At 42.1% G+C, this 13,505-nt stretch carries 11 protein-coding genes and 1 riboswitch; of the genes, 1 reads left to right on the forward strand and 10 read right to left on the reverse strand.

Translation table 11 applies throughout. From position 1 onward, the window contains the following. The 4 genes from FVA69_RS12815 to dalD form a co-directional block, all read right to left on the reverse strand. Entirely contained in the window at window positions 1–1,224 is a 1,224-nt protein-coding gene (locus tag FVA69_RS12815; RefSeq protein WP_109911234.1) for a hypothetical protein, read from the reverse strand. A 640-nt stretch (window positions 1,225–1,864) separates the two neighbouring features. Then, window positions 1,865–3,154, reverse strand: coding sequence for an MFS transporter (locus FVA69_RS12820; RefSeq protein WP_004910288.1), 1,290 nt, complete (start codon window positions 3,152–3,154; stop codon window positions 1,865–1,867). Window positions 3,155–3,244: 90 nt separating this feature from the next. Beyond that, window positions 3,245–4,714: a xylulokinase gene (gene xylB, locus FVA69_RS12825; protein WP_115167400.1), complete on the reverse strand. Its 1,470-nt coding sequence runs from the start codon at window positions 4,712–4,714 to the stop codon at window positions 3,245–3,247. Window positions 4,715–4,725: 11 nt separating this feature from the next. Continuing rightward, window positions 4,726–6,114 (reverse strand): D-arabinitol 4-dehydrogenase, encoded by a 1,389-nt coding sequence (dalD, locus tag FVA69_RS12830; protein WP_104872953.1) that lies wholly within the window; start codon window positions 6,112–6,114, stop codon window positions 4,726–4,728. Window positions 6,115–6,291: 177 nt separating this feature from the next. Between dalD and FVA69_RS12835 the strand changes: the two genes are divergently transcribed. After that, a complete protein-coding gene (locus FVA69_RS12835; RefSeq protein WP_109911232.1) occupies window positions 6,292–7,242 on the forward strand; it encodes a sugar-binding transcriptional regulator in 951 nt (316 codons plus the stop codon). Between the two features lies 1 nt (window position 7,243). Here FVA69_RS12835 and crcB read toward each other — a convergent pair whose 3' ends face one another. The 6 genes from crcB to FVA69_RS12865 all read right to left on the reverse strand — a co-directional run bounded on the left by crcB (window position 7,244) and on the right by FVA69_RS12865 (window position 13,305). Further along, complete coding sequence (gene crcB, locus FVA69_RS12840; RefSeq protein ID WP_004910278.1) at window positions 7,244–7,624, reverse strand: fluoride efflux transporter CrcB; 381 nt, start codon at window positions 7,622–7,624, stop codon at window positions 7,244–7,246. Window positions 7,625–7,757: 133 nt separating this feature from the next. Continuing rightward, window positions 7,758–7,828: riboswitch (Fluoride riboswitch) on the reverse strand. Window positions 7,829–7,992: 164 nt separating this feature from the next. Continuing rightward, a complete protein-coding gene (locus tag FVA69_RS12845; protein ID WP_004910275.1) occupies window positions 7,993–8,955 on the reverse strand; it encodes a sugar-binding transcriptional regulator in 963 nt (320 codons plus the stop codon). Between the two features lie 159 nt (window positions 8,956–9,114). Next, on the reverse strand, window positions 9,115–9,768 hold the full coding sequence (dhaL, locus tag FVA69_RS12850) for a dihydroxyacetone kinase subunit DhaL (protein ID WP_109911230.1): 654 nt from the start codon (window positions 9,766–9,768) through the stop codon (window positions 9,115–9,117). A gap of 10 nt (window positions 9,769–9,778) precedes the next feature. Then, a complete protein-coding gene (locus tag FVA69_RS12855; protein ID WP_004910269.1) occupies window positions 9,779–10,780 on the reverse strand; it encodes a dihydroxyacetone kinase subunit DhaK in 1,002 nt (333 codons plus the stop codon). A gap of 11 nt (window positions 10,781–10,791) precedes the next feature. Continuing rightward, a complete protein-coding gene (locus tag FVA69_RS12860; protein WP_115167405.1) occupies window positions 10,792–12,063 on the reverse strand; it encodes an MFS transporter in 1,272 nt (423 codons plus the stop codon). A gap of 129 nt (window positions 12,064–12,192) precedes the next feature. Further along, window positions 12,193–13,305 (reverse strand): MDR/zinc-dependent alcohol dehydrogenase-like family protein, encoded by a 1,113-nt coding sequence (locus tag FVA69_RS12865; RefSeq protein ID WP_004910265.1) that lies wholly within the window; start codon window positions 13,303–13,305, stop codon window positions 12,193–12,195. Window positions 13,306–13,505 lie beyond the last annotated feature (200 nt).

Below are 13,505 nucleotides of genomic sequence, written 5' to 3' on the forward strand. Positions count from 1 at the left end.
TTACCCTGCAATTGGAACAATATAAGCCACCATAATACCTGCTAATACGACAGAAACCATGGTCACAGAAATAAAGCCACCAACTAGCATTGGCCCTAACATATGGCCAGTTAATACTTGGCGTTCTTTTTCGTCTTTCGTTAACGCGTTGATCGCTTCATTAGTAATAATGTAGTCAGCTGGAAAGCCATATAACGCAGTTAGCGCAACAGCAAATGCCATTTCTTTGGTGACGCCTAATATTTTACCAACCACCCAAGATGCAAGGTACATCCCAATAACCGCTGCACTAATTAACACCACCATCGGATAAACTAGGCGTAATAACATATCGGGGGTTGCGTGGTTTAATGTATCAAAAATAAACAACATTAAGGCCATAATTGCGAACCCAAAGCCATTAGCTTTTTGTAACGGCTGTCTTTCTAAGAAACCCAATGAAGAAGCAATAACACCAAATAATAAGCACAATACAAATGGGCTAATACTGACATAAGGGGCAGCATAAGATGAGGCCAAATAAGCCAAATAGCCTACCGCAGCTAAGCGTAAGAACTTAAAATAGCTCGTGTTATAGTGATTAGGGATTTTTTTAAACATACGTGGCATTTCATCTTCAGGTACCACCGTTTTAACTTCGACCTCTTTTGCCCCGTCTACCGTTAAGGTTTCTTGCCATTGGCCATTGCGATATTTTTCTAAAACTCGGCGTCCTTCTTTTTTTAGCATCACCGCAGTTAATGGATAACCTGCAAACCCCTGCATGACGTAAATTAAAATTGCGAAAACCGAAAGGTCAACAAGACCTGCCTCCGCAGCACCTTTTGACATAATTAACGAAGAAACAATACCACCAACCAACGGAGGAACTGCAACTAATACCGTATTTAAATCAAATAAAGTTATACCAACAATAAAGGTTAATAAAATGATGCCTAGAATCCCAGCTAAAGAGATAAGAATGGTTTTCCATTGGCGCAATAATTCTTTTAGCGATAATAAGGTCCCCATATTTGTAATTAACAAATACATCAAGGTAACCGCAACCACCTGAGGAATACCCGCAATACTCACAATATCTTTCGGGAAAATAGTCCAATAACCTAAAAGGAAGAGCACTGCACATACAAATACAGATGGGATCCACGCCTTAGTTCTAACGGCTATAGCATCCCCTATATATAATATCCCTACTATCAGAAACAGAGCTAACATCTGTGACATAACTTTTTCCCCGCAATTATCTTTTTTTATTAGATTATTTTTTAGTATTACAAACTATTAATTTTAATTAAGATTGGATTATAAATTTTATTTGGCGCAATAAAACACCAATATAGAGAGTATTTCGCTGCAAACACACGAATTTGCAACAAAATTCATCATAACACCGAAAATTCAGATGTATAGAGAGTAAAACCGGATTTAAACAGCTTGGAATAAAGGGAAGCTATGAATTAAATAGTCAGATATAACATTGAAATGGGACAAGCACCTTAATATTCTCTAAATGCAGGTTTAGAAGCTAATATTTTATGTCATTTAAGTAATTATTTATAAACAAATCGACTATAGTTGTTTTTTTAATCTATGAAATTATATTCTATTGTCCAGCGCTGTATTTTCAATAATTATCGCAATAAGATGAAAAATCACCTTATAAATATGACTCAGATTTCTATTTATAGGAAATATTCTACTTTATTTTATTTTTAAACCGTTTCTCTTTATATTACCTTTGAAAAGGACGATATCCCTTCATGTCCAATTTAGTTTGTCTCAATAATAGAGGTGAATTAAATAAAGAAAAAACCCCATAGATAATTCACTATCTACAGGGCTTGATGATATTAGGTAAAGTAAATTAATGACTGGTTTGTTGTTCAGTCGCCACCTTAGCTGGTTTTATTTTACGATTATTTTCAAAACCGGGTTGTGGCACTTTAATAAAGAATGTCAGTATCCCTGCAAAGATATACAAACCTGTATAGGCCCACACTACACCCACAATATCAAAGAAAGGCAATACTAAACTGGCAATTGCTGGTGCGGCAAAATTACTTAACCCCGCAGAAAGGTTATAAATCGAAACTGCAGCACCTTTATGATGTGGCTCAATACTTGGGAATACCGCAGTCATTGGAACAAAAGCAGCCACAAAGATACCCAATAAAATGGCAGGTATTAATGCGATGGCAAAATTATGACCAAAATAAACGGGTAAGTAGTAAAACATTAAGCTGGATATTGCCATTCCTAAACAACCAAACCATCTGACCTGGCGAACCCAACCAATATGTTCACCAACAATTCCCCAAAAAATATTCGTAAAAATAGTCACAAAGAAGAAAACGGCCCAAATCTGTAACCATTCAGAGATGGTGAACCCTAAGCGGTCAACAAATAATAATGGCATGATAATCGCAAAACCAAACAATGAAATTGTGTTGATAATCCGGATCAGGCTCGCCATAAAGATATCTTTATTCGTGAATAAAATAGTCGCAGCTCGGGATAACTCGGCCATTTTATCTTTCATTGGTAAATTAACTTTAGAGCGATCAACTGGAATATGACGCAGGCTAAAATAAGCAATTGCGCCACCAATAGCGACCCAACCAATTGCCATCCATAATGTTCCCGTTTCCCCCATCATTGGGATTGAAAAGCTAGGTAAATAGCTACCAATGACACCAATTCCGACAGAATACATCGCCCAGAACCAACCGGTAGCGGCAGCAAGATGTGCTCGAGGAATGACTTGCACCAACATCATCATAAATGAATAAATAAACAATGGATAAGCTAATCCACGAATGCCGTAAAATAGTAGCATCAAGGTATAGCTTTTCATGCCCAGACCGAACGCCATAAACAATGCATGCATGACAATCCAGAGAATGAACCCGATCATCATGGCTTTTAGGGGGGTGATAATTTCAGCCACAACACCAGATGCCCACGCCGCAACAGCGGCCATTAAGCCATAGACAGTAAATACCATCGCTGATTGTGCCGGTGTAAACCCTAAATCAGTAATATGTTTTGATAGAAAAGCCATTTCAAAGCCATCACCACTCATAAAAATAGCGATAGCAATAAAACCCCAGAACAAATGCTTAGGTAGACCAAGCCAATACTGCTTCTGTTCCATTGCAGTTTCCTCATTTTAATTTTGTTATTTTAATCAATCGCGAAGAGATAGCTGTGGCGGTGATGTGTAGGGAAACACCGCCACACTCGCCTACTGTGGCAATAATTCCCTTGCTTGTTTTTGCTGTTGGTATAATAAACGGAAAACATCAAGCCGTTGATTTAACCAAGTTTGGTACTGTTTCTGCGGTAAATAGGTACTTAACACCTCTGGTTTTTGGCACACGGTTTCTGTATTACCGCCGTCTGCCAGCCATGCCAAACGAGCCGCACCTAAAGCTCCCGATGAACTCGCTGGGTGGGTCACAATTGGTATATCGATAACATCAGCAATCAGCTGCGCCCAAACAGGACTACGTGCTCCTCCCCCCGTTAAGCTACACCGACTAATTTGCGTTCCTGTTTGCGTTAAAACCTGCATGCCATCCGCCAGGGCGAAGGTCACACCTTCAATCACCGCATAACCAAGCTGAGCACGCGTTGTTTCATTTCTTAACGCAAAAAATGAGCCCATTGCGTAGGGGTCATTATGAGGCGTTCTTTCCCCTGAGAGGTAAGGCAAAAATACAGGCGCTAGCTTCTTCTGGTCATCGGTCAATTTCCCCACTTCCTCCATTAGCTGATTTTCAGTTGTAGAAAGAAGTTGGCAAAGCCACCGTAAACAGTTGGCGGCACTTAACATCACACTCATTTGGTGCCAGCGATTTGGTAATGCATGAGCAAAAGCATGGACACCCTGATGTGGTGCTGCTTGTAGTTGATTATTAACCACAAAAATAACACCAGATGTCCCCAAAGAAATCAGAGCATCGCCATCATTAATTGCGCCAACGCCCACTGCAGAGGCTGCATTGTCCCCCCCTCCACCAGCAATAATCACATCTGCACTTAAACCCCATTGCGAAGCTAAATCGGCCCGTAACACACCACTTTTTTCAGCTCCTTCAACTAAAGCCGGCATTTGTTCACGCGTTAGATTAGTTGCCGCTAATAATTCATCTGACCAATCACGCTTAGCCACATCCAGCCACAATGTGCCTGAAGCATCAGACATATCACTGATAAATTGACCGGTCATTTTCCAACGTAAATAATCTTTAGGAAGCAACACTTTGGCAACTTGTTTGAATATTTCAGGCTCATGACGTGCAACCCACAATAATTTAGGTGCTGTGAAACCTGGCATCACTAAATTAGCGCCAATCGTTAGAAACTCAGGGTGATTTTCCATGAGCCATTCACATTCCTTCGCACTGCGGGTGTCATTCCATAAAATACAGTCGCGAAGTACTTGGTGCTGGCTGTCTAATAATACCGCACCGTGCATTTGGCCCGATAAGCCAATCGCTTTTACTGCCGCCCATGCTTCTGGGGCTTTTTGGCGCAAGGTAGCGGCAACCGCATTGGTGGCTTCCCACCAACTATCTGGCGATTGCTCGGCCCACTGAGAATGTGGCCTTTGTACTGTTAATGCCATATGGCTTGAGGCAACAATTTCACCCTGAGCATTAATTAATACAGCCTTAAGTTCTGAAGTGCCTAAGTCAATTCCGAGGTACATCGCCTTTCTCCTTACAGAGGTTGTTGAGGTGACTTGAGCCAATTTTCAACTTTTTCAACGGTGTTGCTCATCAATTCGTGGAATTCGGTAGCATGAGCAAGTGAAGCGAATAGCATTTCACTGGAGACAAATTGCGACAATGCATCACTACTATTCATCATTTTTTGATATAGCTCGACATCCAGCACACCATCCTGATACTCATAAGGTAATTCACCACGAGCCCAACGCTGTAAAAACACGAAAAATAAAGCGGGTAGTACAGCCGTCGCCGCCGGAGTCTGCTGGCGCTGATAGCATTCTTGTAAAGTTGGCGTGATAAAACCCGGAATTTTTGATAAACCATCGGCAGCAACACGTTGATTAGTATCCTGAATATACGGGTTACTAAAGCGCGCGAGTACTACATCACGGTATTGTTCTAAATCAAGGGGGCTTGGTGACAATGACGGGATCACATCCTGCGTCACATAATTCCATGCCATTTGTTTGATAGCAGATTGGCGGGTGCTTTCATCAATAAAGCTCAAACCGATTAAGGTTCCTGCCCAAGCAATGCAACTGTGGCTTGCATTCAGAATACGAATTTTCGCTTCTTCCCACGGTAAAACGGACTCAACCATTTCTACATCGACATTTTCTAATGCAGGACGTCCATTAATAAAGTCATCTTCAATCACCCACTGAATGAATGCTTCTCCCATGATAGGTGCTTTATCATCCCAACCCGTTTGCTGTTTAACACGCTCAGCAACATCTGGTGTTGGGCGAGGCGTGATCCTATCAACCATAGTGTTCGGCGAACGCGTATTTTCTTTCACCCATTGGTATAGCTCAGTTTCACCTTTTAATTGTAGAAACGATAAAAAGCCGTGTCTAAACCGTTCGCCATTGTGGCGCAAATTATCACAGTTTAACAAAGTGACAGGTTCACCATGAGCCGCTAAACGTGCGCGTAAAATTTGTGTTAATGCACCGTATATTGTGCTCATTCTGCCCGTTAAATCGGCTTTAATGTCTGGCTGTTCTGCATCTAATTCATGCTGTGGGGTTAAATAATAGCCCGCCTCCGTGACCGTGAAAGCAATAACACGTGTTGCTTTATCACAGCCTTGTTCCACTAATTGGCTTAAATTCTCATCCCAATGTAATACTTTGCGCACTGAAGTAATTTTTTCATAATGACGCTCACCTTCAGGTGAGACTGTTTCAAGGGTATATTCCCCATTTTGCTTGGTTAAGTTATCAAGCAATGCATTCGCATCATTGCGAATATTCCCTAAGGCAATTGACCAACTATCATCCCCTTGTTGAATCAAACGGTGCAAATACCACGCTTGGTGAGCACGATGAAATGACCCAGCACCGATGTGCATCCACACTGATTTCTGCTTTAGCATTGTGACTCCTTAACCTAAAATTAAATAATTGCTATTTTTTTGGGCATATGCCCGTTTGTTATATTTTAGTTTCAATCTGATCACAATTACTGCGATAATGCTCACAGTATTGACTTTTGCCCTTTTAATAAACAATTGCCCAGAATTACAATAAGCGAAACCAGCAGGAGAATGTCCATGCAGAAAGAATTAAAAAAAATGGAACAGGCTGCACGTGCGGCATGGCTATATTTTGTGGCAGGCAAAACACAACAGGAAATTGCACATGAACTTGGGCTATCGAGACAAGTCGCCCAACGCCTTATTTCTCTAGCAAAAGAACAAGGTATGGTTCAGGTGCAAATCACGCACCCTATTACGGAGTGTTTAAGACTCGCTAATGAAATCCAGCAAAAGTATCACCTAACACATTGCTTTGTTGTCCCGTCAGGGCAACTTGATACAGAAGCGACGCTCGATATGATTTCAGTGGCCGGTGCTGAGCTCATGGAACAATTAATCGACCCCGATAAGCCTCAAGTCATTGGTATTGGTTCAGGTAGAACATTACGCAGTATTATTGATGCCCTTCCTTACCTAGAAACCTCCCAGCACCAATGTGTTTCATTAATAGGCGCTATTGCCCGTGATAGCTCAGCAACACGCTATGATATTCCATTACGTTTTGCAGAAAAATTACAATGCCGACACTATATTCTACCTGCGCCACTGTACGCCGATAGCCCAGAAGATAAAGCAATGTGGTGCCAACATCGCGTGTATAAGGAAGTCACGGAAAAAGCCCTGAATGCAGATATTACCTTTATTGGTATTGGTGAAGTCGGCAAAGGCTGTCCACTCAATTCCGAAGGTTTTGTCACAGATGAACAATTGGAAATGCTATTAGAAAAAGGAGTAGCCGCGGAGTTATTGGGGCATTTTATCCAAGCTAATGGCGAGCGACTTTCTACAACTTTGGATGACACTCACACCAGTGTACCACTGTTCCCCTCCCCGAATAAGCCTGTGATCGCATTTGCGGGTGGCGCGCACAAAACAAAAGCAATTCAAGCTGTTATGAATGGCAGTTGGGTAACAGGCTTAGTGACCGATGAAGCCACTGCACATCAATTATTAGCAAATAAATAAATTATCCCTGTGTCAGCCAGTTATGGCACAGCATACCGAGTAAGGTAAAAATCAACGCCCCAATTACGTGGATGGCGATGGTACTAATGGCGAAGCCCAATTTACCTTCTTGGATTAGCACCAGCACTTCGAGTGAAAAGGTCGAAAAGGTGGTAAATGCACCACAGAAACCCGTCACAATGAATAATTTATAGGCAGGACTAATATTTGCATTGGCAAAATACGAAATGGCAAAGCCAATGACAAAGCCACCAAGCAAATTGACCGCGACAGTGCCTAGTGGAATGTTTGGGTAAAGGTGATTGAGTCTTAAGCTAACAAACCATCTTAGCCATCCGCCAAGCACTGAACCAATCGCTATTGCAAATAATGAGGCATACATAGAAACTTCCTTTAATGTTTGGCGGGATAAATGAAAGGAAAGTCCCCCAGTTATACTCGAAGTATGACGAGTATAGATCATTTATGCCCTAAATTAGGGCACATAATACCTACGTACCCTATCTAATCAATAGGTTAACGTAGGCATCATTAGCCCTCTACGGGCGGTTTTGTAAAAAGGAGGAATGCCATCTCCCATATATATTTTAAAATAATAAGGTAACTCATTAGGTTATGTAAACCCATTTTATAATAGATGGCATGAATGATTCTAATTACACAAGTGAATGAGTCGTTAGGAGCATACACAAGTATGTGACTAATGCGAATGAGCGTAGTCAACAACGCGACAGCTTGAAGTATGACGAGCTATTGGGACATCTTCAAAATCGTCCGCACATTACTCGCACTCGTTGCGATAATATCAATCGCTCCCGTACGCAGTGCCCCCATAATGGCCATAGCCTTAGAGGATTCGGAAGCAATCGCTATTACACAAGGGATTTTCTTGAGTTCGTCTATGCTTAGGCCAATCACTCTGTCATTCATCACTGTATCAACATGCTGCCCTTGCGCATTAAAAAAATCATAACCGGCAATATCGCCAATTACCCCTTGATTTAAACTCGCATCAACAATTTCACGCGGTGTAAACCAACCTAGTTTGACCATATAGCTGTCTTCATTCATATCGCCAATACCAATTAGGGCTATATCCGCTTTACGGGCGCGATCGAGCGTTTCCTTAATGGTGCCGTTTTTCATAAATGATTGTTTTAATTCATTATTTTCAACATAGGCAGGCGCGTATAAAGTTTCACTGGTTCCACCAAATTTCTTCGCTAAGCGGCGGCTGATATGGTCCGCATTGATGGAATCTCCCGGCCGGTGGGTTCCGCCAATTCCGCAAATAAAACGGCAATCTTTTTCAGGAACTGCCCCACCGCTATCAGCCACTACCGCAACATTGCGGCCTTGGCCGACCGTGACTATCATGTTGTCTCGTAATGTTGTTGATAAATAATTAGCGACTAATGTGCCAACTTGGTAGCGTTGTTCTTCTTCATCGGGATGGTCGAGGGCAATTAACGCACGGGAAATCGGGAAGCGAGAAAGTAGCTGTTGCTCTAGCTGAGTGCTAAAAATAGGGTGATAGCGAACATTGATCTCAACAATCCCTTCTTCTTTTGCTCGCTTAAGTAAGCGCCCTACCTTAATTCGCGATATACCAAACTTATTGGCGATCTCTTCCTGAGTAATTTCATCACGATAATAAGCTATCGCAATTTCAGTCAGTAGCTCGATTTCGGAAGATGTTTGTGATCTATCCATAAGATAGTGGTTTCCTCTTTATTGGTGTTAATCGCAACAAGGATGATAAGGTTTTAGTATAGCGTTTCTAGTGGCAATTAATAAGTGAGTTATAAAAGAGAGTGGATATATAGCAATAGTTTTTGTCTATATATCCACGAAAAGAGTTATATAAAACAATTATGCATTGGTTAATGCGCTCTGTTTTTCAACACTTTGCGCTAATTGACATAATAATAAACAACAAGAAGTCGCGCCTGCATCTAACACGCCCCTTGAACGCTCACCAAGGCGGCTTGCACGGCCAATTTTAGCCACTAAATCTACCGTGGAATCACGGCCTGCAACGGCGGCGGCCTGCATCGCATCAAGCGCTTGTTTAAAGTTTTTTCCTGCTTTTGTTGCCTCTTCAAAAGCATTAACTGCGGGGATCAATGTATCCATTAAGCACTTGTCCCCCACTGTCGCGCTACTGATATCTTGCAGTTCAGATAACCCATTTTTTAACATAGCGAGGAAATCTTGTTGTGATAACGCATTTTTCCCTGAAATGCTGTCTGACATCCCCATAAAGAAGCTGCCATAAAGTGGCCCCATTGAACCACCAATGCCTTCCATCAACGCATCAGAAATTTCTTCAAACCCTTCACTGAGTGATAATTCACGGTCTGCAATTGCTTTAGCACATAAGTTGAAGCCTTTCGCCATATTGATGCCATGGTCTCCATCCCCTATTGCACCATCAATTTCGCTTAGATATTCACGGTTAGAAACAATAATGTTCACTAAATCAAGGGTAATTTCCTTACCGTTGCCCGTTGAAATAACTTGCATAGTTGTCTCCTTATTTGACCTGTGTTAAACCCAATGAATACGCAGGAACATCCATCAACGTTTTCAATTCATCATCCACTTTCATTAATGTCAGTGTTACCCCCATCATTTCTAATGAGGTAAAGTAGTTACCAACATAGTTACGAACAATACGCACACCTTTCTCACTGAGTTGTTTTTCAACCTCTGCATAGTAGATGTACAGCTCCATCACGGGAGTGGCACCTAACCCTGAAACTAATACGACAACTTCATCACCTTGCTTTGCCTGCATATCATCTAAAATTGGCGTTAACATGGTTTTTGCCATTTGCGCTGCGGATTGAATTGGCATAATTTCAATGCCTGGTTCACCATGATGACCAATACCGAGCTCCATCATCCCATCTTCAATATGAAAATTGGGATGACCCACCGCAGGTATGGTACAAGACGTTAGCCCAACACCAATAGAGTGGCAGTTATTAATCGCTTTTTGTGCCGCATTAATCACACCGTCTAAATCATAGCCTTTACTTGCTGCGGCAGAACCCACTTTCCACATAAGAATTTCACCCGCAACGCCGCGACGCTTTTCTTTTTCACTGGCAGGTGCTGAAGCGACGTCATCGGTAGCGACCACGGTTTTGACTTGCATACCCGCTTTTTCGGCTTTTTTCATCGCCATCTTAACGTTCATGTTATCGCCCGCGTAATTACCATATAAGCAAGCAACGCCTGCCCCACTGTCTGCGGCTTTGAACGCATCTAAAAATGCCCCAGCCGTTGGCGAGGAGAAAATTTCGCCAATCGCCACCGCATCTAGCATATTTTCACCTACGTAGCCTAAAAACGCAGGTTCATGACCTGAACCACCACCAGTGACAATGCCCACTTTCCCTTGTATTGGTGCTTTTGGGTATTTTAGAACCCGCGCGTTATCTGTTTGTGCAAAATATTCAGGGTGCGCTTTCAAATAGCCTTGAATTGCATCTTCAACAACAAGATCAGGTTCATTAATGATTCTGTTCATAATTCCCTCTTTTACTTATTTTCTGGTGTTAGCTGCATCTTTGCCGACTGTTCAAGTAATTCTTCCGGCACAGTAATAAATTTCATCAATATCGCACTAAATAAATAGAGCCCCGAGAAAATCCAAATCACGCCAAACGCACCTACGCTACTAATAAAGAGCCCAACAAGTGCAGGCCCGACAAACGTACTTAAACCGGCGCCTAAATTAAGGACTGACATGGCAGCGCCTTTATTTTCAGGCGCTAAACTCGGCATGATGGCTGAAAGTGGTACGTATCCTGCGAGGCACGCACCAAATAAGCCAGCGGCTATCATCATCAGGGTATAACTGTGCCCAAAATAATAAGGCACGTAGTAAAACATTAAGGTACAAACCATACAGCCGACACAACCAAACCAAATTACAATATTGCGCCAACCGATGCGGTCACTGACAACACCAAAGATCAGATTAAAAGCAATGTTCACTGTCCAAAGTGCTGCGTAGATATGTAACCACTCTGTGCGGGAAAAACCAAAGTCAGCAAGAAACATTGGCATAAAGATCACAAAACCATATGCTGCCGAGGTATTAATGGTACGAACAATGCCACCTAAACCAATTTTTGGGTTCTCAAACGCAATAGTGATCCCTTTGAATACATAGCTGAGCGATACTTTTTCTTTCGGTGCCTCTGGTGTATCTCCCGCTTTGTTGCGGTTAAGTGCAATAGCAATAAATGCCCCTATAGTGACAAAAATCAGTCCACTCCATAACGTTGCCATTTCACCTAACACTGGCAGCGCATAACTCGAATACATCACCCCTAAAACACCCAGCCCGCCGCTATAAACGAACCAGAAGATCCCGACAGCAGAGCCCAATTTTTTAATTGGTGCCTCATAGGCTACCCAAACTAAGAAGCCGTAGGCAAACATGGGATAACCAAAACCACGCAGTGCATAGGTCGGGATCATGATAGACAGGCTGTTACTCGGTAAGCCAACAGATAAGAAAATAACCGAGCCAATCACAAACATCACAAAACCAAAAATCATCACACGACGAGCGGTATAAATTTCAGCTAATACGCCGGATAACCACGCGGCCACAGCAGCAAAAAAACCATACACACTAAATAGTAATGAAGATTCTTCAATACTCATTCCACGGCTAATTATAAAAGGTGACAGCCAGCCTTGTTCTAGGCCTTCCCCCATCATAAAGATCAGGACGCCAAAATAGCCAAGTAGTAACTTTGGTGAAAACCCCGTTACTTTAGACAGTTTATTGATTATCATATTGTTGACCTCAGTGCTTATTCGCTGGGTTAGGACCTGAATAACAAGCCTTGGTAGGGTGACATTTATTCAGGTCCAATTTTTATCGTTATATTTTTAATTTCGTCTTTTTTTCAACCCACGACAGCTCTACAGGTTCGGGTCGAGAACCACTTTAATGTGCGGGTCGCCTTTCGCCATCATTGAAAAACCTTCCGCAAACTTATCTAAAGGTAAAATATCCGTCACCACGCCTTTGGTTGGGAAATCACCATTGCCAATACCTTCAATCACTAGTGGATAACAATATGGGCCAAGGTGAGAACCTAATAAATCCAGTTCTTTACGGTCACTGATAATGCTCCAGTCCACTGTCACTGGGTCTTTAAATACAGAAAACTCGACAAAAGTCCCCAATTTACGGATCATCTTCAGGCCTTGCTCAACCGATTTAGGCGCCCCCGTTGCTTCAATGTAAATGTCACAGCCATAACCTTCAGTCATCTCTTTGACAATTTTGTCGACATCATCACGTTTCGGGTTTAATACGATATCAGCACCAAATTCTTTCGCTAATTCAAGGCGTTTATCAAATAAATCCAGAACGACTAACTTACCAGCACCGGATTTTTTAATTGCCCCAATCATGCCTAGGCCTAATGTTCCTGCGCCAGAAAGCACAACGACATCCCCCAATTTGACATTGGCACGCTGCACGGCATGTAAAGAACAGGCGTAAGGTTCAATCAAAATAGCGTCTTCAATTGGCATCTCGACAGGCACATGGTAGTTGATGGCTTCTTTGGTGAATTTCATATATTGCGCCATACCGCCATTTACATTGTTTTGGAAGCCATACAAGTCATGTTTTTCACACATCCAGTATTCGCCGCGTTTACAGAAACGGCATTCCCAACAAGGTACGATTTGTTCAGAAATAACACGATCACCTAATGCAAAACCTTCCACTTTTGACCCAAAGCCTACGACATGGCCAATAAATTCGTGCCCAGGGATCATTGGCGCCTTGATATAAGCGGGCTGTTCTGCATCTCCCCAAAAACTAGGGGCACCCTCAAAAGCTTTCACATCACCCGCACAGATGCCACAAGCCTCTACGCGAACCAAAATTTCTTCTTCACTAATTTTAGGGACATCGACAGTTTCTAAACGGTAGTCTTTTGGTGCATAAGCAACCACGGCTTTCATTTTTTCTGGAATGCCTGCGCTCATCGTTGCTTTTGAATCACAGTGTTCACACATAGTTCTATCCTCGGCGGTTTGTAAAATGAACATAAGTTCAATGAAGATACAAATTAACCATACCTTCTTTTCTTCATCCTTGCCCATAGTGAGAGTGTCAAAGTGTGATTCAGTGCAAAAATTCTCATAAAATCGCCTTAAAACGACTGTTTTTTACCTTTTTTGCAAAAAAAATTAAATTTAAAGCTGTAGATCACAGA

It is taken from the genome of Providencia sp. PROV004 (genome assembly GCF_011045615.1).
GTDB classification, from domain to species: Bacteria; Pseudomonadota; Gammaproteobacteria; order Enterobacterales; family Enterobacteriaceae; genus Providencia; species Providencia rettgeri.